Raw genomic sequence first — 25037 nt, forward strand, 5'->3', positions numbered from 1 at the left:
AAAGGTGGGTTGATATAACGTTCAAATGTGTTCCAGCCAAATGGTTACAGCTAAAGTTTAGCAGAGACTGCAATTATGGTACAAAAAGGGTTACACAGCAGCCAATTATTAGAGTGTTTTTGAATATTGGGTAATGAGCCTTAGCTTACAAAAATGGGAGGTGGTCGCTTAACTGCTGCGGCTGTAAAGCGTCTATGCTAAACCTAAACGCTTGCAAATAGAAGGATGAAACTATGCAAAAAACATTGCTGCTGGTAGCCAGTTTATGGCTAAGCCTGCTCTCTTTTGGTCTGCTGGCGACGGCTGTCAGTACTGGCTATCGTGAGCCGGTAGCCGACATTACTGCCATAGTCGATGCGGCGCCTACCCCCAGTGCCAGCTTAAGCCCGGACGGAAGCACCCTGCTTAGCCTGCAGTTTCCTGCCCTGCCCAGTTTGGCCGACTTAGCTGCCCCTCAGCATCGGCTGGCCGGCGTGCGAATAAACCCGGCTAATAATGGCCCCAGCCAGCCGCGCTATATTGCCGGCGTTACCCTTATTGATATTGCTACTGGTAACAGCCGTGAGATTAAAGACTTACCTGAAAACTTAAAAGTGATCAGTGCAGAATGGTCGCCAGACAGTCGCTATGTCGCGGTGGTGCAGTTAGAAGAGAATGCCAGCAGCTTATGGCGAATTGACACCAAAGACGCCACGGCCAAACGGTGGGGTAAGTTACAGCCAAACGCCGTGCAGGGGGCCCAGCTGGAATGGGCAGCAAGCAGTGATGCCATGTATCTGCTGGCGGTAGACCCAAAACGGCCGGCGGCACCAGTTGCCGCTAAAGTGCCGGCGGGGCCGGTAGTAACCGAAGCCCGGGGCCGCACGGCACCGGCGCGCACCTATCAGGATTTACTAAAAGATAGTCATGACGAAGCGCTGTTCAGCCATTACTTTACCAGCCAGCTGGTAAAAATAAGCCTGAGTAACAAGGTTACCCAAATTGGTAAGCCAGCGTTAATTCGTCGCTTTAGCCTGTCGCCGGATAATCAGCATTTGCTCGTAACCCGGATAGTGCCTCCCTTTTCTTACGCGGTACCCATCTACCGTTTTGCCACTAACATCGAAGTGTGGAACGCGCGTGGCGAGGTCAGTTACACCGTAGCAGAACAACCGGTGGCAGATAACCTGCCCATTGCATTTGATGCGGTAGAGACTGGACCGCGCCGTGTCAGCTGGCGGGCCGATGCGCCGGCAACATTGCACTGGGCACAAGCGGCTGATGGCGGCGATCCGGCTAACGAAGCCGAGGTTCGCGATCAGTTATGGCAGCTGGCTGCACCCTTTAGCGCAGAGCCGGTAAAACTACTGGATATGGCGTTTCGTTTTCGCGACTTACTGGCTGCCGACGCAAATACTGCACTGGTGTACGAAGGCTGGTGGCAGGAACGCCAGGAAAAAGTCTGGTTAATCAGCCCTGATGGCAGCAGCGCACCTAAGTTGCTGTGGCAGCGCTCTACCGAAGACCGCTATGCCGATCCGGGCCGGCCATTAATGACCACCGCCGACAATGGTCAGCGCCTGCTAAGGTTAGAAAATGGCCATATGTACCTGACCGCGGTTGGCGCGTCAGAGCAGGGCAACCGGCCATTTATAGATAAATATGAGCTGGCAAGCGGCGACACCGAACGGCTATGGCGTTCAGAAGCACCGTATTATGAATACCCGATCACGCTGCTGCCGGGCGACAAACTGCTCACTCAGCGTGAAGCACCTACCGAGCCTGCTGATTTTTACCTGCGCGATTTACAAAGTGGCAAGCTAACGGCGTTAACTGATACGCCGCACCCTATGCCGCATACGCTGGGCATTAGCCGCGAGCTGATTAACTACCAGCGTGCTGACGGTGTTCCCATGTCGGCTAACCTTATTTTACCTGCAGATTATAAGCCCAAGCGCGATGGCCCACTGCCAACGGTAATATGGGCTTATCCGCGCGAGTTTCGAAATGCTGCCGCTGCGGGCCAGGTATCAGACTCGCCGTATCGCTTTAATCGCATAAGCTATTGGACGCCGCAATTTCTGGCTACGCAGGGTTATGCCGTGCTGGACAATGCTACTATGCCAATTGTCGGTGAAGGTGAAACTGAGCCTAACGATAACTTTATTGCCCAGCTGGTGTTAAATGCAGAAGCTGCAATTGGCGCCGGGGTAAGCCGCGGTGTAACCGACCCACAGCGGGTAGCCATTGGCGGCCATTCCTATGGTGCCTTTATGACGGCGAATTTACTCGCCCATACCAACTTATTTAAAGCCGGTATTGCCAGAAGCGGTGCCTACAACCGCAGCTTAACGCCTTTTGGTTTTCAGCGTGAGCAGCGCACACTGTGGGACGACCCCGATCTGTATCTGGCGATGTCACCGTTTTTTCATGCCGATAAACTAAAAACCCCGTTACTAATGATCCACGGTACCGACGATAACAACTCCGGCACCTTCCCGATGCAAAGCGAGCGCTTGTATCAAGCCGTTAAAGGCCATGGCGGTACTACCCGCCTGGTAATGCTGCCGCTGGAATCGCATGGTTACCGCGCCCGCGAATCCGTACTGCATATGCTGTGGGAAACCCAGCAGTGGCTGGACGAGTTTGTTAAAAACGCCGAGCCTGCGAAGGCACCGTAACGGTAGCTTTTGCTTTACCTGTTACTTTATCTTTTACTATACGACCGATAACAAAGGGGCTGCAATTGCAGCCCCTTTTTGTTGTGGCGCTGGTTATTTACATATAAGGTTATTTATATTTAACTAGTTATGTACAACTGCACCTAGTAAAACAAGGTTGAACGTGTAACTTCAATGAATAAATATAGTTAGCCAACGCCATTCACGCAGCTGTTTTGCCGTGATACAGCCATATAAAAGGACATGCAATGGACTTTACAGAATCACAAAACGACATGAATTCTGCATTCGCAGGTGGCGCAACAGGTGTTTTAGCATCAGGTTTAGTGTGGCTTATCGCAGGTGTAGTGGGTATCACCATGCCTAATGTTGCTGCCATGTATGCGCTGTTCATTGGCGGCATGTTTATCATGCCTTTATCTATTGTATTCTCAAAGCTGTTATCAGCATCAGGCAAGCTATCATCGGAAAATGCATTAAGGCACCTTGCTTTAGAGACGCTTCCCGTGCTTTTTGGCGGCCTGCTAATCGCGTTATACGTAGCTCAAATTAAAATAGAATTATTTTTTCCAATTATGCTACTTGCTATTGGTGCTCGTTATTTTGCTTTTCATACTTTATATGCGCTTAAAGAATACTGGTTACTTGGCGCCTTACTGATGGCTGCAGGCGTAGTGTGTCCGGTATTAGGCTTACCGTTTATTGCCGGGGCTTTTGCTGGCGCTGTTTTGGAAATCGTCTTCGCCTTAATTATATTTAGAAAAAGTAAGGTGGTATTGTCAGCATCCAGGCAACAACGGGCTTAATTTTTTCTTTGCAAATTTTACCCGAGGTTGTCAATTTAGCATTACTGTTGGCAAGATTAATTGCTGTATTGCACTATATCTAAAAGGCTATTTTACAAATAGAAACCAATATGATTAAGCCAGATTACCAGAGAATTAAGCAGAAAGACTGCATGCATTGATGGAGCATAGCTGAATTTTGTTATGATTTTGCTCTGAACCGTTGATCCATCAAACAAAGGAAACGTGATGACAACTAAATTGAATGGCACATTTCAGATTACCGGGTGGGATGAATCACCTTATTTAGAAGATGATGATGGCACTAAACAGAGCCATGCCAAGATCACTCAAACCTATAGTGGTGAGATACAGGGTTCAAGTCAGCTGCAATATCTTATGTCTTATCAAACAGGTGGCTCGGCCTTATTTGTTGGCTTTGAAACGGTATCAGGTTCAGTTAACGGTAAATCGGGTAGTTTTGTTATTCAACATAACGGCAAATTTGAAGCCGGAGTTGCGACCAGCAATTTTGAAATCGTACCAAATTCTGGGAAAAGTGGCTTATCAGGTATATCTGGGAAAGGCTTTTTTAAGTCTGGTAAAAATGGTCAAGCAGACTACGAATTCATTGTTAATGCCTAATGATCGCCATCAAAAACGCGCCCGTTGGGCGCTCAACCCGCAACAAGTTGCTCGCCGTTTAGGCGTGCGTCAGGCATGTTCAACAGGGTATCGTAATGAAGATTTATACACTTATTTTACTAGTAATATGGCTGTGTCTTTCAAATAAAGTCCTCGCAAACGATTGTGACTCCGGTTGTCAGATGGACCAAATTAACCATTATTTTAAAGCCCTGGACAAAGTCAGCCTCAAAGGGGGGAGCATCAAAGATATCGATTATTTTTTGTCCTTGATGCATGCTGATGTCAAATATATACACGTGGAATATGAAGCTAGTTTTGACAAAGACTCATGGCGTAACGCTTTTATTAGAAACCTGGAGCGCGGTGCTTATAAAAATAGTAATGAAAATGAACAGCGAGTTTTGAAAACAATTCTCGGGAAAAATCATGCCGCTGTTGAATACGCCCACGGAGTGATACAGAAAGACGGAACTTGGCGACAGAAAGAACCATTGCTCATTTTATTCGGTTTTACTGAAGGGAAGATATCGTTAGTGAAAGAGTTATGGTGAGTCAGCCCCGCTGAGTTTGAGCGCAATTGCGCATATCCAGCGTCTACTTTTTATGGGTAAGAACAAAGTTGCCACACCAACCATGGATTGCCTCCCTATGAAAAAATGACGATTGTTGTCTTGCCAGTGAGTGTCACCCTGACTGGGGTCATTACATGGTTTGCCAGTTTTAACAAGCACTGCCGGCGGACTCGATCCTCGCTGCTGCCGTAAGCGTTAATCTACTTTTACGTTCAAAGAGGGATAAATGAAAATAAAATTAGTATTATTAGTGGCTTTTGTTGTTGTGGCTTCATTTGTTTTCCCATCAATTGGCGCTACACATAAATTAAAATTAATCGTTACGCCGCCACAAAATTATCAACCATCAGAAAGCGTACATATTGTAGGTAATTTCAATGATTGGTTACTTTCAGGCGCAAATGCGACGCAACTTCAATTAGTTGAAGGAAAATTAATAGCTGATTTGGCAGTGACCGATGATGAGTTGTTTTTTACCTTTGTAAAGGAACAAGATTGGCAACATATGCCCGCATCAGTTGAAGGAAAGAGTTTATGCACGTATTACAAAAAGCTGGATAAGAATACAACAACACTATTTTCAGAGATACCCGCTTGGAAAACGGATGCAATCTTGCAAGAGGCACAATCCAGTGCCACTGAAAATGTTCGCTATTTAAAAGACTTTTATGTCCCTCAATATGACAGGAAAGCCGATATTGCCATATACCTTCCTGAATCTTACAAAACCCTTAAAGACAAAAAATATCCGGTTCTCTATATGTTGGATGGCCAAAATATATTTGATGCTGCAACATCGTATAGTGACGAGTGGAAGGTTGACGAATTGCTATCTAATCTGGAGCATAATGAAAACTTTACCGAAATCATTGTTGTGGCTATTCCGAATGGTTCTGATAGGAGTATTGAATACAATCCCTGGAATTTTGTGAACGGAGACGGAGAAGTAGTGCAAGGCAAGGGGGCTATAACAATAGATTTCATTAAAAATACGTTAAAACCTCATGTAGATAAACACTTTAGAACAGAGCCTGAAAATTCAGGGTTGGCCGGTAGTTCATTAGGCGGCTTAATGGCTTTATACGCCGCTATTGAACATAGTGATGTGTTTAAATTTGTAGCTTCGTTTTCTCCTGCGCTAGATATTAAAGATGCAACCGGTAGCAATGTATTATTTAAAGCAATTAAAAACAAAAAGCTAACAACATCAAAAATATACTTTGATATAGGTAAAATAGAGTATGGTGATTACTCAAGAATTGAGACATTATTCTCAATGCTACAAGTTGCATATAGCGGCAATGTATCTAACCTCAGATTGGTTAAAGATGATCAGGGACGACACTGTGAGCTGGATTGGTCGAAAAGGTTTCCTGATGCAATTAAGTGGTTATTAACGGAAGAGTCAGAGAAAAAAACCTTTAACAATCAAATACAGCAGACTGCTGACGCCACGGCTGGTTAGGGTGTTAAGGCTCCCCTGCTAGGAGGTATCAGTGCAAGACAATCAAATTGTAATCGGCATTGCCTGGTTCCAACCTGACAGCTGGAAGCGGTTAAAGAGAATCGCTGATGATCGTGCTGATTTAGATGATAGTTATGACGAATGGAAGAAAAATGCAAATGCAGCACTAACGGACATTCGCGCTACCGGTAAAATAGTTAAAAGGGTAAATGTTGATATTGACGAGCTACTTAGCTGGTGTAAGGCTGAAAGTAAGCCAGTCAATTCAGCTTCGCGGGCACAGTTCGTGTCTGGGAAGTTACGTGTTAAACCCAATAAACCGTAACAAGGCCTGCCAGCAACGGCCACTGCTTGCAGCATTAGTTGAACCATGAAAGATCCGGTCCAGATTTTGTTGCTGGATTTAAATGGTAAGTCGTTAGAAATATAGTTGCCTTATGAGTTAACTGTAACGGAGTGCGCAAAATGGACAGTCTGGGATTCATATTTGGAATTATCGGTATGTCGATGGGAATTACTGGTTTAGTTTTTGGTATTACCGCACTAGCCAGAGTGGATAAGCTTGAAAAAAGACTCAAAGAGCTTGATGTGCTAAATCAGGATTTTAAGTCAAATTAGTCTCTATTTGCATGTACTGGGTTATGTCATTTAAGCGCCCTGAAAATATCAATCCTCAAAAGGCCATGCTTAGTTAAAACACTCAGGCATGGTTTTAAGATCAAACTCTGTAAAAGCGTACCAAAATTTCCCCCAAAAAAGTTGTATAACCTAAGCTTATTGGGTAAATTCAATATTCTTTTACAAAACCTATAATATCATTTACATAAATTAAGGTGTGAATGATATCAATGGCTGGGCTGCACTTACGAAACATCACCACCGGAGACTACGATATGCTTAAATTATCGGTATTTGTATCACTATGCGTGTTACTAACAAGTTGTGCTTCAAACTCTTCCCACACATTAACCGGTCAGGCCCGCGCAGCAATCTCGCCTGCAGAAGTTGTGGTGTATAGCGAACCTCCATTACAGTTTACTCAGATAGCGACAGTAACTGCGACCAGTGGTGCGTCATCAACAACAGCGAACAAAAATAAAACAGAAGAAGTGTTAGCGGCTATGAAAACCGAAGCGGCGGCACTTGGCGCGAATGGCATTATTTTAATCCTGCTCGAAGAAGAGGTAGAAACTGACCGGGTTCCAACGACCAGTGGCACCCAGAGCTACAATAATAACGTGACTAAATTTTATCAAACAGCACAAGCTGTTGCCGTATATGTCGAGTAATAGCTGCCTGCATCAGTCATATGCCTGGCCAGGCTTTTTTAATGTACAGAGGAATTTAATAAGTGTATTTTTTTAAACGTCGGGTATTCCCGCTGATATTAGGTGTGTTATTGGCCTGGGCTTCAATAGCGATAATAGGGATTGGTGCTGCAGTGGCGATACCCGGTTCAGTATTAAAGCCACTAATGACATTTTCACCGCAGCTGGCACTTACCCTGATTGATTTGTTTACCATTGCTTTGCCCTTAGCTGCCGCTTTTATAGTGGTAATATTAGCCAGTAGGCTGGTCCAGAAAAAACCAGATACGCTGTTTTATCTGCTATTGCTGGCACCGCTACTATGTTTTCAAGTATATTTGCTGCTAGGACCGTCGCAGCAGCTTATGGCTGCTGCATTAACCACGCTGCCGCGGTATATCGTGCTGGCAGTATGCGTTTATTGGCTAACCCGTAGTAACCAGCAAGTAAAAGCCTGACTGTAGGCCAGCACTGGCTGCTTAAAAGATGAACAGTATAATAAAAAAGGAAAAGATCCGTTATGGAAAATCAACCCGTTAACCGGCCGTGGGGCGTCGATTTAAAAGCGTATTGTTTACTGATGCATTTAGCGCAATTTGCCGGAATTATTATTCCCGGTGCCGGTATTATTTTGCCCATTGTGATGTGGGTAACCAATAAAGAACAGTTTGCCGAGGTAGATGCGCATGGCAAAAATATCGTTAACTGGATCCTGAGCCTGTTAATTTATCTGGTGGTCAGTATTTTTCTGATGTTTGTCATTATTGGCTTTTTCCTGCTGTTTGCGTTGATTATTGTTAATATCATTTTCATCATTATTGGTGCAGTTAAAGCAAACCAGAACGAGGTATGGGAATATCCGCTTAGTATTAAGTTCTTTAAATAGAGCCAGATAAGCGTTAAACAGCAACCAACATAAAACAGCCAACCCATTGCTGGTTGGCTGCTGTGAAGCCAGGCATGCTACCTGCTAATAATTTAGAAGTGGTACCGCGCACCCACGCTGAACTGTGAGGTACTTTCATCCAGAAATTTGCCAAAACTTAAATCAGTTGTCAGCGCAAACCTGGGAGTAAAATTATACTGCGCGCCAGCACCTAAGCCATACTGAGATTTATGTTCAAGGTCGGCATTCAGGTATTCATAATAGGCGCTACCAGACAGTTCCACTGATGTAGTAACATTCGAGCGCAACTTAACTTCGGCTTTTAACGAATTATCGGTGCTGTTTTCAGAATAACGTTCACTTTCAGAAAGTTGGTTATCTTCAAAAAACCTGAAAGTGCTTTTTGCGCCCAATCGGTAGCCACCAAAGTAACCTGCAATGCTAATATTGGTTTGATCACTGATTGGCATAATGTATCCGCCACCAAGGTAATAGCGATCTAAGCTAAGGCTGTCTGACACCTCTAATCGTGCATTACTATAAACTACAGTATAAGACTCGCTATCGGTGTAGCGCTGCCATTCTGTGGCAATAAACCAGTTGTTATTAAACTGCCAGGCACCTTTTACGCCAAAGCCAGTATCTGAGAAATTCTCGTCACCCGATTGAGAAATATGCTCTACCGAGCCCTGAACATAGCGGTAACTTGGTGCGGTGTCAGCCTGTACTGCAGTACAACCTAATAACGCCATTGCAAACATACTTTTTTTGAACAGCATAAAACATCCTATTTTATTAAATTAATTGTTGCTGCTAAAACGCGGTTGTGTTTATAACTGAAACAAATAGGCAGGTAAATGACTTTATGAAAAATATATGTAAAAAATGGATTTAAAGTGATCGCAAGGTAAGTAATAAAAAACAGCAGCGAAAAAGCTGCTGTTTTTTATTACTTAAAAGTCTGTTTGCGATTAGCGTAAACGGCGCTGCTCTGCCATCGCTATGATCAGCTGGCGCACATCGCTTTGTTGCAGTGCCTGCTCAAACTCAAGCGGCAGTTTTCGCCGCCAGTTCTGGTATTCTGTGCTGGTGCCCGGTATATTAACCGGCGTAGCCACCAGCATAAGATCTTCCAGCTGATAGGCCATTAAGCGGGCAGGCGTGGCAGCCAGGTACAGGTGGCTGTTGGTCACTAACTGCTGCACATTACCTTGCTCCAGCTGCAGCTGCTGACAGAGCAACTGCTTTTCATCTTTGCGCAATTGCTCCAGATTGGCAGCGATTTCTGCGCTGGGGAATAAATCTAACTTATGGCGCAGCGCCAAGTCGTGTTCGTGCCAGTAGCCGACCAGGGTTGGCATATCGTGGGTGGTTACCGTTGCCAGTGACAATGCCGGATAGGTTTGTTCGCGATGCTGATAACTGCCGGCCTTTTGCTCCAGCATAAATACCCGGTAAGACATGACCTGATAAGTTGCCATTAACGCGCTGATTTCAACCGGTACTGTGCCTAAGTCTTCGCCAATGACCACACAATGGTTACGCTGACTTTCCAGCGCCATAATGGCAAACAGTTCATTGGCTGGCATGCTGATATAGCCACCTGCCGTGGCGTCAGCACCGGGCGGGCAACACCATAGCCGCAGTAGCGCCATAACATGGTCCAGGCGCAATGCCCCGGCGTAGCGCATATTGGCGCGGATCAGCTGAATAAAGGGCTGATACGCCTTCTGACGCAGCGTATCCGGATTGTACGCCAGCAAGCCCCAGTTCTGGCCTTTGGGTGCCATAATATCGGGTGGTGCGCCTACGCTCAGCTGCATCAGAAAGTCTTCCGGTGCCCCCCAGCTCTCTGCACTATTGCTGTTAGCGCCTACGGCCACGTCACAGTAAAGGCCAATGGCCATGCCCTGCTGCTGACATTGCTTTTTTACGTCAGCCAGTTGTTGCTGCGCCAACCATTGTAAATACAGTTGCTGGTCAATGGCATCGCGGTGTTCTTCGGCAAATTGCTGTACCGTATCGCTGTGCGGTTGCTGATATTCTGGCGGGAAGTTTTGCCAGCAGGCCATCTGCATATCGCGTTTAAACAGCACGGTCTGCAATACCTGGTAGCGCGCCAGATCCAGCAGGCTGCTATCACTTTGTGCTATAAACTGCTGAAACTGTTGGGCCCGTTCGCTATTGCTGCTCAGATGATGTTGCTTAAAATGCTGGTAAAGCAAACTGGCAATTTCTGCTTTTAAACCGCTAACCGCATGGTAGTCGACGTCTGCTGCTGCACGGCACCGCTGTAAACGGGTCTGGAATTGCTGGCTGGCATAAAGCTTTGTAGCAGCCTGGCATTCTGCAAATTCGGGACTATGTTCCAGTGCCACATACAAGGTATTTAACCACAACCGGCTATTAGGGCTGTAGGGGCTGCAGTCCTGGGGCAGGCCAGGATACAAGGCATGCAGCGGGTTCAAGCCAATAAAGTCGTTGCCCAGTTCCGCTAAGGGTGCCACCAGGTTTTTTAAGTCAACAAAATCACCGATACCCCAGTTGCGGCTGGAGCGCAGGGCATACAGCTGAATGGCCGGGCCCATGGTGTTATGCAGTACTGCCTGGTCCTGTAACTGAAAACAGCGACTGGGACTGACAATAAGTTGTTGCTGATAATGTTGTTCAGGTGCGGACGCGCTGGCCTCTGTTGTCAGCGTTAACTGATGATAACCTGGCTGCAACTCCACGTTTATTAACAGATTAAATGCCAGATACTCGGTATTGTTTACGTGCTGCCGCTCAATAATATCGCTGGTGGCAACCTGCAGCTGGCCGGAGTACTCCTGCTGCTGCTCGGTTACCAATTGCCATTGCCAGCGACTACAGGCACTGGCTACGGGCTGTTGTACCCGCACGGTAAGGGGGGGCTGCGCCGTGATCACCTGAACCGGTGCGACCACTTCAGCCCAGGGTTTGTGTTGCAGCTCACGAATGTGGCGCGCTATTGCTTCGGGCGTAGTTAAATCGTAGCCCATTGCCGTCAGAATGGTTTGCTGATCGTCCAGGGCAATATGTTCAGTATGGCCCTGAGCATGAATATAACGGTCTTGCAGGCCGGCTAACGCTGCCAGCTGCTTAATTGGTTCCATACATCACCTGTCGGCTGGCCAGGGTATTCCCCGGATAAGAACGGCTTATTGTGGTGCTGCTACGCTGCCGATAAACACCGGGCGAGCAACCTTGCCAGCTTTTAAATGCTTTTTGAAAACTACTTTGTTCTTCAAAACCGAGCTGGGTAGCAATTTGTTGAATATTAAGTGTATTTTCCTGCAGGTACTGTTGTGCTAACTGGTGCCGGCACTCGTTTACCAGCTGCCGAAAGCAGGTATTGTTACTTTGCAAAAATCGCTGCAATGACCGGCTACTGATATTCAGTATCCCGGCAGCGTCGTTTAACCTGGGAACTTGCGGCAATTGCCGGCAAATCTGCTGTTTTAACAGCGATAACTGACAATAGCGCTGGCCACTGCTAAGCTCATGTCGTAGGCGGTACCGTATCAAACCATGGTGTACGATCGTCATTTTGCAATGCTCCAAGTTGGCAGCAAAGCAAAATCCCCGGCTTTGCCCGTAGCTGCCATTAATTGGTGCAAGCATAAATCAACGTTGGACCATAGTTAAACATGCTGCATACGTATGCAGCGAAAATAGCCAGAAATGCACGGCGGGAAAAGCGTGTCTGAAGGACTGTTTACTAACCTAACTGACAACAAACTGAGTTTGTCATGTTTGCGCTGGTGGCTTTATGTACAAGGCTTGCACCGTATTTGTGCGCTCGCTGACCACTTTGCTCTGCTGTTGTGCAATAAGTTCCTTATGAATACGTATTCATATTGAGCTTAGGCCCGAATAAGTTTAATAAATGACCATAGTAAAAGTTGGTTAGTAAGTTTTCACCGCCTGTAATCAGTCGGGAAGGCTTTGCTGCTGAACAATAATAATCTCATCGGGGATAAGGGTAATGAAAAATTTTAAGCTAAATTTGCTGACTGTCGCGCTGATTGCAGCCGGCGCCAGCTCTGCGGCAGTAGCGCAACAAACGTCTGATGCCAGCGAGCAAGCGAAAGAAGAAGGGATAGAAGTTATTGCGGTAACAGGCTATCGCGGTAGCCTGCAAAAAGCACAGGCGATTAAAATGAGCGAAAGCTCAGTGGTCGAAGTGTTGTCAGCAGAAGACATTGGTAAGCTGCCCGACACCAGTATTGCTGAGTCGCTGGCCCGTTTACCTGGCCTGGCCGGTGAACGTCGTAATGGCCGTACCAGCGGTTTGTCGGTGCGGGGCTTCAACGAAAACTACGTGGGTACCTCATTAAACGGTCGTGAACTGTTAGGTATGGGCGATAACCGTGGCGTAGAGTACGACTTGTACCCATCAGAAATTGTTTCTACCGCCGTGGTATATAAAACCCCGGACGCGACTGTTCTGGCACAGGGCATCGGTGGCACTATCGACTTGCAAACCGTGCGGCCATTAACTGCCGAATCTACCCTGACCTTTAATGCTAACTTTGAGCAAAACGGTAAATCATCAGGCAACCCTGATTTTGACAATAGTGGCCACCGCTTCTCAATAAACTTTGTTGACAAGTTTTTAGACGATACCGTTGGTGTAGCGCTGGTGGTTTCATCAATGGAAACACCGCGCCAGGAAGAGCAGTTCCGTGGTTGGGGTTTCGCCACCGTAAACCTGGCCCGCAACCCGGATGGCAGCTTTGTTAATCCACGCCGCGCTACCGATACAGTTACCGTGCCGGAAGGCACAGTGGTTTCAGGCGGCCACGACTCATTTACCCGTTCAGCGATGCTGGAGCGCGACTCGTTCGCGGCCATTGTTGAATATATGCCGACTGACAAACTCACCTTAAAATTTGATGCCCTGTATATCGATTTCACTGAAAACGACGTGCGTCGTGGCCTGGAAGAAGGTGGCGCTGAATGGGGTACGGGCGATTACACCATTACCGGTGTTGAGAACGGCCTGGTAACTTCTGGTTACTATGACGGTTTTCACTCGGTCGTGCGCAACGATGCTCGCAGCCAGGAAGCCGATTTAATGACCTTTGGCTTAAACCTGGAATATGAGCTAAGCGATGACTGGACTGCCCAGCTGGATGTATCCAGCGGTAAAGTAGAGAAAACCATTACCGATGTAGAAAGCTACTCTGGTGTAGGTCGTGCAGGCATTGCAGGTCGGCCACTGGCTGCCCGGTCATGGAATTTAACGTCTACTGGCGTTGTCTACAGCGACCACCCAACCCTGCCATCAGTAGATTATACCGATGCCAGCCTGATGCGTTTAGCCGGGCCACAAGCTTGGGGCGGCGCGTTAAACCCTATTTCACGTTTCCAGGGTGTTCCAGGTTTTGGACCTGATACGGCGCAAGATGGCTTTGTAAACCAGCCAGTCTTCGAAGAAACCCTGGACAGCCTGCGGTTGCAGTTTAATGGCTTTGTAAACTGGGGCATTATTACTGGTGTTGAAACCGGTATCGCCTATCAGGAACGCGCGAAGAGCAAAATTAACAACGGTGCCTTTTTAACCGCACCAAGCTGGCCGGGTGACGTGGCTATTCCAAACCCATTGGGTGTGGCCGATTTAAGCTTTGTTGGTATTGAAGGCGTTACCGCTTATGACAGCTTAGGCTTATACAACAGCGGTTATTATATTGAAACCGATGCGGCGCTGTTAGAAAACGGCCGGTTTGGTGATACTTATAAAATTGATGAAGAGCTAACCACCTTATTTGCCAAGTTTGATATGAACACCGAAGTGGCTGGTATGATGGTGCAAGGTAACTTTGGCGTGCAAGTGATTAATGCCAAGCAAAGTGGTGAAGGCTTCAGTACTACCAGCAATGCGCAGGGCTTTACCGTGGCAACGCCGGTAAGTGACAGCGATGATTACACCGATATTCTGCCAACCTTAAACCTGAGTGTTGAAGTGGCAGATCGCCAGTATGTCCGTACTGCCATGTCTAAAGTGATCAGCCGGCCGCGGATGGATAACCTTCGACCCAACGCTCAGGTTACCTTCCAGTTCAATGATGGTAATATTTTAAGTGATGATCCGGCTAACAGCCCATGGGGCGGTAATGCCGGTAATACTCAGCTGAAACCACTGGAAGCAAACCAGTTTGATTTAGCTTACGAGAACTATTACCACGACAATGGCTTCTTTGCCGCCAGCTTCTTCTTTAAAGATCTGAAAAACTGGCACCGTAATGAAACCGTCATTGCCGATTTCTCGGACGTTTACATCCCGGGTTTCCACCAATCATCAGACGCGACGGGTAATCAGCCTCCTGCCTTGTTTGTTGGTGGCCTATCTCAGGTAACTGATGGTTTACAGGGTTTTGTTCGTGGTTACGAATTCCAGGCCAGCGTACCGTTTGAAATTGTCCACGAAGCCTTAGATGGTTTTGGTGTGGTAGCCAGCGCGACCTTTATGGATGGCAAACTGGATGACGGTGGCCGGGTACCGGGTTTATCAGAAGAAATCTATACCCTGACTGCCTACTACGAGTACAAAGGCTTTGAGTTCCGAATTTCCGGCACTAAGCGTGATGCGTTCTTAAGTGAAACCCGTGGCTTAAGTTTGTCACTGGCCACGGTAGAAGATATTGGTGCTGAGCTATGGGATGCCCAGATTGGTTATGACTTCAGTGAATCAAACATTGATGCGCTGGATGGACTGCGCTTAACCTTCCAGGTGCAGAACATTACCGACGAACCAACCTTAAAAACCAATGGCGCGGACATACGTCAAGTTACTGAGTACCAGAGCTTCGGTACTAACTATATGTTAGGTCTGAACTATAAGTTCTGATACCAAAGCTTTAAAACGTAAGTTCAGATAATTCTGCCAGGCCGGCCTGCTATAGTAAGTAGCAAGCCGGGCCACTGGCAGAGCAGGTTCTCCCTGGTAAAAGCCCGGCCTGGTTTAAGGGCCGGGTTTTTTTTGAGTAGGATATTATGAACAACGCTGTTAAAAAAGTAGTGGTATTAGGCGGCGGCACTGCTGGCTGGATGACTGCTGCATTGTTAAAAAAAGTACTGGCTGGCGCTATTGATATTGAGCTGGTGGAATCTGAAGATATTGGCACGGTGGGCGTGGGTGAAGCTACCATTCCGCCTATTCGCTTGTTTAATAATGTGATGGGCATTAACGAAGCCGAGTTTTTACGGGAAACCAAAGCTACCATTAAACTGGCGATTAAATTTGACAACTGGCGGGTACCGGGCGAGGGGTATTTTCATACCTTTGGCGCACCGGGTAAAAGCCTGGCCTTTTGTCATTTTCATCATTTATGGCTGCGGGCCCGGCAGCAGGGCGATAAAACCGATTTATGGCAGTACGACTTAAACTACTTGTGTGCCATGGCCGGCAAGTTTGCGCCCATTAATGCCAAAGACAGTATTCTGGAATTACCCTATGCCTATCATTTCGATGCCGGCCTGTATGCCCGTTTCCTGCGTAAACTTAGCGAGCAGATGGGCGTGGTGCGCCATGAAGGTAAAGTACAGCAGGTATTTCAGCACACCAACGGTGATATTAAATGCCTGGTGCTGGAAGATGGCCGTGAGCTTAGCGGCGATTTATTTATTGATTGCTCTGGTTTTCGCGGTTTGCTTATTCAGGACAAACTGAATGCCGGCTATGATGACTGGAGCCATTTTTTACCGTGCGATCGTGCGGTAGCGGTTCCGTCTGAGCGGTTTGAAAAAACCGTGCCATACACCCGCGCTATTGCCCACAGTGCCGGCTGGCAGTGGCGTATTCCGTTGCAACATCGAAATGGCAATGGTCTGGTGTATAGCAGCGCCCATTATACTGACGAGCAGGCCAGCGATTTACTGATGGCAAATTTGGATCGCAAAGCGCTGGCCGAGCCTAAGTTTTTGCGTTTTAAAACCGGCCGGCGTCGTCAGCAGTGGCAACGCAATGTAGTGGCGGTGGGGTTAAGTAGTGGCTTTTTAGAACCATTGGAGTCGACCAGTATTCACCTGATCCAGTCAGCCGTGGTGCGGCTTATTCAGCTGTTCCCACACAATGGCATTTGCCAGAGCGCCATTGATGAATACAACCGGCAATCCGAGTTGGAATATACCCAAATCCGCGACTTTCTGATTTTGCACTACCACGTTAACGAGCGCAGCGACAGCCAGTTCTGGCGCGATATGCAGCAGCTAGCCATTCCGGACAGTTTACGTCAGAAAATGGCCATTTTCGCCGATAATGGCCAGTTGTTCAGGGATCAAAACGATTTGTTTCTGGAAAGCTCCTGGTTGCAGGTGATGCTAGGCCAGGGCATCGAGCCAAAAGATTATCATCCGATTGCCAATAATTTCAGTGCCGAAAAACTGCGGGAGATGCTGGTCAGTATTCAGGCGATTAAGCAAGAGCCGCTCGGTAAACTACCTGACCATGATACCTACATTGAAACCATGATTAGCCGAAGCTAACCATAGAGGAATTATGCAATGAATACCTTACAATACTGCAACGGCTTATGGATCCTTGCTGGATTACTGCTTAGCGGCTGTGCTGGCAATATGTCTGACATTAACGTATCCGATAACGCCGCTGCCGGCAGCCAGGGGGTTACCATGACGGACAGTTCACGCCAACGCTACCAACCCGAGCCCTATGTAAAGCTCAGTCACCCGCAGTGGAGTAAAGATGCGGTAATTTATCAGATAAATACCCGCCAGTTTACCCCTGAAGGCACCTTCGTCGCCGCGCAGCAGCAACTGCCAAGGCTGAAAGCGCTGGGGGTGGATATTCTGTGGCTGATGCCCATTCAGCCAATTGGCGAAGTAAACCGCAAAGGTAGCCTGGGTAGCCCGTATTCGATAAAAGACTACTACGGCGTCAACCCGGAGTTTGGCACTAAGCAAGATATTAAGGCCTTTATAAACGCCGCACATCAGCAAGGTATGTACGTTATTCTGGATTGGGTGGCCAATCATACGGCGTGGGACAGTAATCTAGTGCAGCAGCATCCTGACTGGTATATCCGCGATTGGAAGGGAGATTTCCGGCCAACGCCCTGGTGGGACTGGAGCGATATTATCGAGCTGGATTACCGCAAACCGGCGCTGCGCCAGTATATGACTGCGGCAATGAAGTACTGGGTTGAAGACATTGGCTTTGATGGTTTCCGGGCAGATGTTGCCGGCTTTGTACCGCTGGATTTTTGGGAAAATGTCCGCACCGAGCTTGAGCAGATAAAGCCGGTGTTTATGCTGGCGGAGTTTGAAGGCCGTGATTTTCATGCTAAGGCCTTTGACGCCACCTATGGCTGGACCTGGCATCAGGCAGTACATGCCGCCGTCACCGGCCACGCCGACGTCAATAAGTTATATGTCTACTATTCGTGGAACGAGAAATACTTTCCACAGCAGGTTATGCGCTTACTGGGTACCAGCAACCATGATCAGAACGCCTGGGAAGGCACCGAGTTTGAAATGTTCGGTGAAGCACTGCCGGCAGTCACGGTATTGTCTTTTGTCAGTGAAGGTATACCGATGCTATACAACGGCCAGGAAGCCGGCAACGAAAAACGACTGGAATTCTTTGAGAAAGACCCTATTGTCTGGCGTGAACATGCCAATGGCGGGCTATATGAAAAGCTGATTCAGCTCAAAAAATCGCAGTCTGCGCTATGGAATTCAACCTGGGGTGCCCGGATGATCCCGGTACACAACAGCAAGCCTGCACAAGTACTAAGTTTTGTACGCCAGGATGACAACAGCAAGGTGTTCGCGATATTTAACTTTTCAGATAAACCACAGCAGGTAAGCTTTAAAGCCCACCTGCATCATGGTATTTACCGAGAGTATTTCATTAACAGCAATGTTGAATTTGCCGCTGATACCTCGCTGACATTGCCAGCCTGGGGGTTTAAAGTGTTCCTGAAACGTTAACCAGGCTGGCCTTTTGAAACTTAGTCTGAATACTTAACGCTGTGTGGTTTAAATTTACCCTTTTTAGTAAAACGTTCTAACCATTTGGTAAATTTCAAATTGGCGGCGCTTTGCTCTTGGTAAAACGGATGTGGTACCTCTAGGGTGGCAAAATCATCTGTCAGAATTGTGTGGATATTTCCGCTACCAATATAGTACTGATAGTTGTTTGTTGTCTCGGATAAAAAGCTTAACGAGGCTTCCATTCTGGCATTCCACTCGGCGAAATACAGATAGTCATATTCGTTTATCCCCCACGTGAAAGGATTGGTATTACCCAGATCGTTTTGGTCCATAATTTTTAAAAACTGTACTTGCACCCAATCGAGTTGGGTCGTGTATTGCGCGAACCGGCTTGTTGGGTAGGCTTCGCTTAATCTTGTGAAAATTTCAGCATTAAACCCCAGCGCAGAATAGGTGGTTAACCCTTCGCTAAACAGCAATGGCAGGCTGGCTTCCACATTCCACACTTGGTCAAAATCAAACACACTATCAATAAAACCCTGGGTAACCACCGCTGAAGACGCATCGGCAAACAACGCGCTATCTGCTTTAGGAAAAGCGGCCTGTAAATAAGGGAAATGTAAGGTTGCGCCATAACCACCGGCGCTTGAGCCTGTAACCAATAGCTTTTTCACTTTTTTCTGCTTTTTATCATCGAAATGTTGTGTCAACCATGCTCTAACGGCCATAAAATTGTCGAACCCGCGGTGTTTAACGGTGACCGGCGCGCCGGGATAGCCGGTGATCGAGCCGTCTACATCGGCATAGACAATATCACTCGACCCAATATGAATATCCCCGGTGCAATAAGGAATAAAAACCTTACTCCAGTCTTTAAACGGGTTATCTTTTTCGCTATCGTCAAAAACACCGCCCGCATTTAACGGCGAATTTTCGGCCAGTATTGACGGGTTATAGGCCGGGCGCGCTCCGGGTACACCTGCCAGAGCCAAAGACCCCACACAGGTGGCGTCGTTCCAGCACGCACCACCGCCGTTGAAATAAACTAACAGGTTTTTACTTTTGCCTTGCTTAAAGTAAAAGTGAAACGCGTTATCCAGGGGTTCGCCGTTAATGGGGTTTTGCACGGTGTCAAAAGCACAGCTGGGACGAATCGTTTTGCTGATGCCCTGCTCATCGATAATGTCCATTTGCGCATCTACCGGGATCACTTGCCATTCAGCCGCCGCAGGTTTGCCTTGAGCATCGGCGGTCATGGTGCCTAACACCATTACTGCGCTAAGCCATAATAATCGTTTCATATGAGGGTCCGTTTCATCGTTAAGTGGTGCGGGGCGATATTGCCACTTTAAAAAGATAGAACACTCTTGTGACTAAATATAGAACGCATGTTAAATAAATTATGCTTTGTCAGTGAGCGTTGAAAGGAGTGTCCGGTAACTTTTACCTTACAACGTGAACACTTTATACAACCAGAGCACGGTCCCACCATATAGCCGCCGTGCCAGCTTACTCAGGACAAGCTGGAATAAAGTTTGCTTCTTGCCTATGGTTATAAGCACTAATGAAGCAATGAGGAGCACTATATGGCTATTATTAATTGGGCAACGGCAAAATATGAAGGCTTAGGCAAAGACGGCAAAGGGCATGTTTCTACCCAATCAGGGGCGTTAAAAGATCAACCTTATGGTTTTAATACCCGGTTTGATAATAAAACCGGTACCAACCCGGAGGAGCAAATTGCTGCGGCACATGCGTCATGTTTTACCATGGCGCTGGCGTTCGGTTTAGCTGATAAGGGCTTTAGCAAAGGTACCCTGGAGTCTAAGGTTGAAATTACCCTGGTAAAAGACGGCGATGGTTTTACCATTACTAAGTCGGAGATTAAGTTAGATGCCAAAGTGCCGGGTATGCATGGCAGCGACTTTGAAAAGGCGGCGGTAGAGGCAAAGCTCAACTGCCCCATCTCTAAACTACTGAATTGCGACGTTACCCTCGATATTACGTCATTTGACGGCAACTAGCCGACAAGCAATCCAGGCTTGCCAGCGCTAGTTCTGTCTCAACGTGGCGTTCTGCCATAAATTCTGGTGCGCTGGCTCGTGAAAAAACTGCTCCGGCTGCCAGCAGCGGGGCAGCAGTTTACGCAGGTAACGTTCTTCGCCATCCTGATAAAGGGCGTTGAGCAGAGCTTTTAAACGGTGCTCGGGTAGTACCTCCAGCCGTTCACGGGCAGTTTTAAAATACAGGTTGTAATCGGTTTGCAGGCTGATGTCGATACCAGTATTGCGATACTGTTGCTGGCGGCTGACCACCCGGCAATTCGGATGCTCTGGCTTTTGCGGGTACAGGCCGTTAACGATAGCAAATTCGTAGCGGTCCTGCGGTTGCTGATCGGGCCCCAATGGCGTAAACACCACACCATAACCCTGGGGGAATAAGCCGGTTATTCTCAGTAACTGATCAACCAGCAGGCCGCTATATTCATTACGCCTTGCCCCTTCCCGCATTAGTAACGCCGCCTTCGGTAGCAGGGCGTAATTAAAGCGTTGCCGGCCAGGTAATACGATTGACGTATACACTTGCGGCACCTTTAATAAGCTGCCAAACAGCGTTTTATCGCCCGGGTTTAACTGCAGCAACTGGCTAAGCCACTGCAAGCGTTGCTGCTGGGCTGCAAAATAGTTATCGCGCTCTGTTCTGTCGTTGCCAATGTACGGGGCTATGCCAAAACCCTGTTGCAGTAGGGCCATGCTGGCATCGCCACTGATTTTAAGCAGTCTCTCCCGGTCTGTCAGACTTAACGGCCGGCCAGAATCAAATTGAGCCAGTTCGCCCTGCACAATGCCCAGTGCCTCGGGATGCAATAAACCAATGTCCTGCAACAATACCGCCATCACAATAGGTAACTGTACGTTTTGCCGGTACGGGCAATCATCGGGGGCCTGGCGGTTGCGTAGCTGATAATGGCTAACCAGCGCAGGATCGTCCAGTGATTGCTGTGCTAACAAATGGTCTAACAGACGCAGGCTCAGCACCGCCCGGTAAAGGGGTTTATAAGCAAACTGCACCAGTTCACGCTGGCGTTTGGCTGTTGGCACCATAATTTGCAGACAGCCGAGTAAGCGGGCACTAAAGGCCAGGGTTTCGCTGTTGTTGTCGCCTTCCGACAACTGCAGTAACTGCTCAGCCAGCAGCTGCAAGTCTGCCCAGCGCATCAAGCGGCCTTTTTCGTCCTGATACTGTAATTCACTGTATTGCTTGCGGGCTTGCTGGCGCTGAGTCTGATTCGCTTTGGGATCTTGCTGCAGTTGCTGCCAACGTTGTTCGGCTTGTTTCAGTTCCGTTTGTTGCTGGCGATAGCTGGCAAAAAACGCTTTGCTGCGCTGAAAAAAGCAACTGGCGCTACTGGAATATAATACCTCCAGTAAACGTTCCAGTCGGTACACCATGACCGAACTTTTAGCGGATTTTTTCACCGGACAGCATCCTTTATTACAGAAGGGGTGGCAGGCATCTCTTACCTCTTAACGTATGCTACGTGACATTTGCCACGAAACATAGCCTGAGTTAACCAAAATGAAAAGTCTGGCAGTTCCTTGCACCAGTTTGGTTACTGCCAGCTGAAGCTTGCGCTATTTTAGCGCTTGTGAATACGTATTCATATTGCCAGTTGCCCCAAATAGGTTAATAACTAAGCTACAACAATGATGGCTGCATTATTTCGTGCCCGGTCGCATGGCCTTAGTAGCATGGAAAGCGCAACTAACAATAATAACAAAACGGGGACGAAAGTATGAATAAGTTTAAGCTTAGTCTGCTTAGCCTTGCTGTCAGTGCAGCAGGGCTAAGTTCGTTGGCGGTAGCTCAGCAACAACCGCCGGCAGAAGACAATGCTGCAGAAGAGCAGCAGGTTGAGGTAATACAGGTACGTGGCTTTGCCAGCAGCCTGTTTCGATCGCTTGATAGCAAACGCTTTGGCGATGTGGTGTCGGAAACCATTTCGGCCGATGACTTAGGGGCTTTGCCCGATGTGTCAATCGCCGATGCCCTTACCCGCTTGCCTGGTATTTCCGCGGTGCGTACCGGTGGTCAGGCAGCAGAAATTAATATTCGGGGTATGTCAGGCGGTTTCGTTTTTTCTACCTTAAACGGCCGCGAGCAGGTTTCTACCAGCGGCAAACGCAATATCGAGTTTGACCAATATCCATCCGAGTTAATTAACTCAGCGGCGGTGTATAAATCACCCAAAGCGTCATTAATTGAAGGCGGCGTGGCCGGTACGGTTGAGCTGAAAACCGCCAGCGTATTACTGAATGAAAAAGACCATAGTTTTAACGTTAACCTGCGCGGTATGTTCAATGACCGCGCCGATGAAGTGCCAGATGGTCAGGATACCGGTCATCGCTTTAGTTTTTCTTACCAGGGCAAGTTTTTAGATAACACCCTGGGTCTGGCATTAGGTTACGCCAGGCTATACCAGCCCAGTGTCGCCACCCAGTTTGTTGGCCTGGCGTATAACGGCCAGAAAGATGTGGCCGGAGATGAGCAAAACGAGTTTATCAGTGAAGGTTTTGAGATCCAGCACCTGGGCGGTGAAGAAACCCGCAACGGCTACCTGGGGTCACTGGAATGGCAGCCGCATGATGCTTTTAGTTTAAAAGCCGATGCGTTTATTTCTCAGTTTGATAAAGAGTCGTTTGCCCGCGGCTTTCGGGTGAAATTTGGCGGTGACGCTGCCGCTGTCGGTAACCCGGTGTTAAACAATCGCTCAGTGATTGGCGGTACCTTTAACCGCACTTCCCAAAGCTTCACCCGGGTAGAAATTGTCAATGATGATAACCGCGATTACGACGAAGTGAAGAGTTTCGGAGTTGCCGCGAACTGGGATGTGAACGATCGCACCAAGCTGGTGTTTGATGTGTCGCACTCCACTGCCAGCAGCGATTTCAGAAACGGCCTGCTGTGGGCATTGGTAGCAGAAGATGCCTCAGCCGCGACGCCACAGTTTGATACCAATGTGTCAATTTCATATTTACTGAACGGCATGAATTTACCCAGTGTCGGCTTTAATCAGGCAGATGCCTTCTCTGATATCGACCGGGTAATGGTGAGCAAATACGGTATTTATCCGTTTGTTAACAGTGACGAAGTGAACGCGGTAAAACTGGACTTGAGTTATGACCTCGATTTGCCGGTCGTCAGATCGGTAGAAGTGGGCGTGCGCTATTCCGAGCGGACTTACAGCAACGATCGCTCAGTATTTGAATATGGCAGCGATGGTGGCTTCTTAAATTCGCAGCCGCCACTGCGCTTAACGGCAGATATGGTCGACGTGGTCGATTTTAGCGGCGATTTTGCCACCTACCCCAGCTATTTAGCGATAGATCTGGATAAAGCGCTTAATGCCTGGTTTCCGGAAGGGGTGCCACAGCCGGTACAAACCTGGGGCGCAGGCAATGTTGGTGTAGTTAACCGCGATCCAACCTCAAACGTCGATACCAGCTGGTCGGTACTGCAAAGTGGTGATGTATATGAAGATGTACTGGCCGCGTACTTAATGGCGAACCTGGATACCGAAATTTTCGATTTACCTTTAACGGGTAATGTTGGTGTGCGGCGGGTGACGACCGATCAGTCGGCCACTGACCTGACAGACGTAGGCGGTGACGTGCTGCGTGGTGCGCAAAACATTACCGATGATGCCGGCCTGGTGAATAATCAGTATGCGCAAAGCATTCTGGGTGAAAAGTACACGCATTACCTGCCTAGCATCAATTTAAATTTAAATCTGACAGACAAGACCTATCTGCGCTTTGCTGCTGCGAAAGTGATTTCACGGCCGCCAATTAACCGCCTGGCGTCCAATACCTCAATCGATATCAGCGATGATGGCGAAATTAATGGTTCCAGCTCGAACAGTCCGTTCCTGCGGCCTTTTGAAGCTAACCAATTCGATTTGTCTTACGAATACTATTTTAGCAGCGGTGCTGTGGTTGCAGCCTTGTTTTACAAAGACATTAAAAACTTTATCAATGACTTTACCATTCAAGAGTTTGATTTCGCCGGCGCCGGTTTTGATGTGCCTGACGTGATTGTTAACGAAGATGGGGTACCACGGACCACCTTCAATGGCGCGTTTTCCACTGCGGTTAACAATGATCGCGGCGGCTATATCCGCGGTCTTGAGCTGGCCTACACCCATGTCTTTGATTTTCTGCCTGATTTTTGGTCAGGCCTGGGGGTAAGCGGCAGTTACTCCTACACCGAAAGTGAGATAGAGCTGATCAATGACCTGGGCGGTGAAGCGATTACCACTACCTTTGAAGGCTTATCTAAAAATGTTTTTAACGGCACCTTATTCTGGGAGCATGAAGGAGTGGAAGCGCGTGTAAACGCCCGTTATCGCTCACCTTTCGTGTCGAGCCAGGTGGGGATAGATGAACAAATAACTAACTTCGACAGTGAGTTAGTGGTTGATATGCAATTTGGTTACGAGTTTAACGACAATCTGAAGTTGTTGTTCCAGGTAAATAACCTGACCGACGAGCCCACTAAAAGTTATTTTGGTGATAAAGCACAAACCGGCACCTTGCAGTTTTTTGGTCGCCAGTACTTTGTCGGCGCCGTGTACTCGTTTTAACCCGGCATAACGTCATGGCGCTGGCCTGCCCGGCACTGACGAGTAACAGAATAATCTGGAGTAACTGAATAATGCGTAATATAAAAAGGTTTAATC

20 protein-coding genes are annotated in these 25037 nt (G+C 47.7%); 15 read left to right on the plus strand and 5 right to left on the minus strand.

The window, feature by feature from the left end; translation table 11 throughout:
* Window positions 1-233 precede the first annotated feature (233 nt).
* From B2X65_RS09510 to B2X65_RS09555, 10 genes are all read left to right on the plus strand, one after another.
* The gene (locus tag B2X65_RS09510) at window positions 234-2660 is read left to right on the plus strand and encodes an alpha/beta hydrolase family protein (protein ID WP_290612237.1); all 2427 of its coding nucleotides are present in this window, start codon (window positions 234-236) and stop codon (window positions 2658-2660) included.
* Between the two features lie 248 nt (window positions 2661-2908).
* Entirely contained in the window at window positions 2909-3466 is a 558-nt protein-coding gene (locus B2X65_RS09515) for a DUF7010 family protein (RefSeq protein WP_290612239.1), read from the plus strand.
* Window positions 3467-3694: 228 nt separating this feature from the next.
* Window positions 3695-4090, plus strand: coding sequence for a DUF3224 domain-containing protein (locus B2X65_RS09520; RefSeq protein ID WP_290612241.1), 396 nt, complete (start codon window positions 3695-3697; stop codon window positions 4088-4090).
* Window positions 4091-4272: 182 nt separating this feature from the next.
* Window positions 4273-4644, plus strand: a complete 372-nt coding sequence (locus tag B2X65_RS09525) for a hypothetical protein (RefSeq protein ID WP_290612243.1) — start codon at window positions 4273-4275, stop codon at window positions 4642-4644.
* A 247-nt stretch (window positions 4645-4891) separates the two neighbouring features.
* Window positions 4892-6130, plus strand: coding sequence for an alpha/beta hydrolase (locus B2X65_RS09530; protein ID WP_290612245.1), 1239 nt, complete (start codon window positions 4892-4894; stop codon window positions 6128-6130).
* Window positions 6131-6161: 31 nt separating this feature from the next.
* Complete coding sequence (locus tag B2X65_RS09535) at window positions 6162-6455, plus strand: hypothetical protein (protein ID WP_290612246.1); 294 nt, start codon at window positions 6162-6164, stop codon at window positions 6453-6455.
* A 140-nt stretch (window positions 6456-6595) separates the two neighbouring features.
* Window positions 6596-6748 carry a hypothetical protein gene (locus B2X65_RS09540; protein ID WP_290612248.1) on the plus strand — a complete coding sequence of 51 codons (153 nt, stop codon included), beginning with the start codon at window positions 6596-6598 and terminating at the stop codon, window positions 6746-6748.
* 275 nt (window positions 6749-7023) lie between these two features.
* A complete protein-coding gene (locus B2X65_RS09545; RefSeq protein WP_290612250.1) occupies window positions 7024-7419 on the plus strand; it encodes a hypothetical protein in 396 nt (131 codons plus the stop codon).
* 62 nt (window positions 7420-7481) lie between these two features.
* Window positions 7482-7895 (plus strand): hypothetical protein, encoded by a 414-nt coding sequence (locus tag B2X65_RS09550; RefSeq protein WP_290612252.1) that lies wholly within the window; start codon window positions 7482-7484, stop codon window positions 7893-7895.
* Between the two features lie 62 nt (window positions 7896-7957).
* Window positions 7958-8323: a DUF4870 domain-containing protein gene (locus B2X65_RS09555; RefSeq protein ID WP_290612254.1), complete on the plus strand. Its 366-nt coding sequence runs from the start codon at window positions 7958-7960 to the stop codon at window positions 8321-8323.
* 92 nt (window positions 8324-8415) lie between these two features.
* Here B2X65_RS09555 and B2X65_RS09560 read toward each other — a convergent pair whose 3' ends face one another.
* From B2X65_RS09560 to B2X65_RS09570, 3 genes are all read right to left on the minus strand, one after another.
* Complete coding sequence (locus B2X65_RS09560; RefSeq protein ID WP_290612255.1) at window positions 8416-9102, minus strand: outer membrane beta-barrel protein; 687 nt, start codon at window positions 9100-9102, stop codon at window positions 8416-8418.
* A 192-nt stretch (window positions 9103-9294) separates the two neighbouring features.
* A complete protein-coding gene (gene malQ / locus B2X65_RS09565) occupies window positions 9295-11457 on the minus strand; it encodes a 4-alpha-glucanotransferase (protein WP_290612257.1) in 2163 nt (720 codons plus the stop codon).
* Window positions 11444-11890, minus strand: coding sequence for a helix-turn-helix transcriptional regulator (locus B2X65_RS09570; protein WP_290612258.1), 447 nt, complete (start codon window positions 11888-11890; stop codon window positions 11444-11446). The genes malQ and B2X65_RS09570 overlap by 14 nt, the downstream gene beginning before the upstream one ends.
* Before the next feature lie 439 nt (window positions 11891-12329).
* On the opposite strand from B2X65_RS09570, the gene B2X65_RS09575 reads away from it, so the two are divergent.
* From B2X65_RS09575 to B2X65_RS09585, 3 genes are all read left to right on the plus strand, one after another.
* A complete protein-coding gene (locus B2X65_RS09575) occupies window positions 12330-15194 on the plus strand; it encodes a TonB-dependent receptor (RefSeq protein WP_290612259.1) in 2865 nt (954 codons plus the stop codon).
* A 146-nt stretch (window positions 15195-15340) separates the two neighbouring features.
* Window positions 15341-16831, plus strand: a complete 1491-nt coding sequence (locus B2X65_RS09580; RefSeq protein ID WP_290612260.1) for a tryptophan halogenase family protein — start codon at window positions 15341-15343, stop codon at window positions 16829-16831.
* Window positions 16832-16849: 18 nt separating this feature from the next.
* Window positions 16850-18295, plus strand: a complete 1446-nt coding sequence (locus B2X65_RS09585) for an alpha-amylase family glycosyl hydrolase (RefSeq protein WP_290612262.1) — start codon at window positions 16850-16852, stop codon at window positions 18293-18295.
* 20 nt (window positions 18296-18315) lie between these two features.
* Here B2X65_RS09585 and B2X65_RS09590 read toward each other — a convergent pair whose 3' ends face one another.
* A complete protein-coding gene (locus tag B2X65_RS09590) occupies window positions 18316-19599 on the minus strand; it encodes a pectin acetylesterase-family hydrolase (RefSeq protein ID WP_290612264.1) in 1284 nt (427 codons plus the stop codon).
* Window positions 19600-19884: 285 nt separating this feature from the next.
* Here B2X65_RS09590 and B2X65_RS09595 point away from each other — a divergent pair, with 285 nt between their 5' ends.
* Entirely contained in the window at window positions 19885-20322 is a 438-nt protein-coding gene (locus B2X65_RS09595) for an OsmC family protein (protein WP_290612266.1), read from the plus strand.
* Between the two features lie 27 nt (window positions 20323-20349).
* Here the strand turns inward: B2X65_RS09595 and B2X65_RS09600 are convergent, their stop codons facing one another.
* Window positions 20350-21777 carry a hypothetical protein gene (locus tag B2X65_RS09600; RefSeq protein ID WP_290612267.1) on the minus strand — a complete coding sequence of 476 codons (1428 nt, stop codon included), beginning with the start codon at window positions 21775-21777 and terminating at the stop codon, window positions 20350-20352.
* Between the two features lie 317 nt (window positions 21778-22094).
* Between B2X65_RS09600 and B2X65_RS09605 the strand changes: the two genes are divergently transcribed.
* On the plus strand, window positions 22095-24941 hold the full coding sequence (locus B2X65_RS09605; protein WP_290612269.1) for a TonB-dependent receptor: 2847 nt from the start codon (window positions 22095-22097) through the stop codon (window positions 24939-24941).
* Window positions 24942-25037: the final 96 nt, after the last annotated feature.

Origin of the sequence: Arsukibacterium sp. UBA3155, assembly GCA_002364615.1 — a bacterium.
Taxonomy (GTDB): Bacteria; Pseudomonadota; Gammaproteobacteria; order Enterobacterales; family Alteromonadaceae; genus Alishewanella.

Excerpts from the sequence above, each read along its gene's own strand:
- B2X65_RS09555 (WP_290612254.1), top strand. The coding sequence starts at position 7,958 with ATGGAAAATCAACCCGTTAACCGGCCGTGGGGCGTCGATTTAAAAGCG.
- B2X65_RS09515 (WP_290612239.1), top strand. The coding sequence starts at position 2,909 with ATGGACTTTACAGAATCACAAAACGACATGAATTCTGCATTCGCAGGT.
- B2X65_RS09540 (WP_290612248.1), top strand. The coding sequence starts at position 6,596 with ATGGACAGTCTGGGATTCATATTTGGAATTATCGGTATGTCGATGGGA.
- B2X65_RS09580 (WP_290612260.1), top strand. The coding sequence starts at position 15,341 with ATGAACAACGCTGTTAAAAAAGTAGTGGTATTAGGCGGCGGCACTGCT.
- B2X65_RS09595 (WP_290612266.1), top strand. The coding sequence starts at position 19,885 with ATGGCTATTATTAATTGGGCAACGGCAAAATATGAAGGCTTAGGCAAA.
- B2X65_RS09510 (WP_290612237.1), top strand. The coding sequence starts at position 234 with ATGCAAAAAACATTGCTGCTGGTAGCCAGTTTATGGCTAAGCCTGCTC.
- B2X65_RS09575 (WP_290612259.1), top strand. The coding sequence starts at position 12,330 with ATGAAAAATTTTAAGCTAAATTTGCTGACTGTCGCGCTGATTGCAGCC.
- B2X65_RS09560 (WP_290612255.1), bottom strand. The coding sequence starts at position 9,102 with ATGCTGTTCAAAAAAAGTATGTTTGCAATGGCGTTATTAGGTTGTACT.
- malQ (WP_290612257.1), bottom strand. The coding sequence starts at position 11,457 with ATGGAACCAATTAAGCAGCTGGCAGCGTTAGCCGGCCTGCAAGACCGT.
- B2X65_RS09585 (WP_290612262.1), top strand. The coding sequence starts at position 16,850 with ATGAATACCTTACAATACTGCAACGGCTTATGGATCCTTGCTGGATTA.
- B2X65_RS09605 (WP_290612269.1), top strand. The coding sequence starts at position 22,095 with ATGAATAAGTTTAAGCTTAGTCTGCTTAGCCTTGCTGTCAGTGCAGCA.
- B2X65_RS09545 (WP_290612250.1), top strand. The coding sequence starts at position 7,024 with ATGCTTAAATTATCGGTATTTGTATCACTATGCGTGTTACTAACAAGT.
- B2X65_RS09525 (WP_290612243.1), top strand. The coding sequence starts at position 4,273 with ATGGACCAAATTAACCATTATTTTAAAGCCCTGGACAAAGTCAGCCTC.
- B2X65_RS09520 (WP_290612241.1), top strand. The coding sequence starts at position 3,695 with ATGACAACTAAATTGAATGGCACATTTCAGATTACCGGGTGGGATGAA.
- B2X65_RS09570 (WP_290612258.1), bottom strand. The coding sequence starts at position 11,890 with ATGACGATCGTACACCATGGTTTGATACGGTACCGCCTACGACATGAG.
- B2X65_RS09530 (WP_290612245.1), top strand. The coding sequence starts at position 4,892 with ATGAAAATAAAATTAGTATTATTAGTGGCTTTTGTTGTTGTGGCTTCA.
- B2X65_RS09590 (WP_290612264.1), bottom strand. The coding sequence starts at position 19,599 with ATGAAACGATTATTATGGCTTAGCGCAGTAATGGTGTTAGGCACCATG.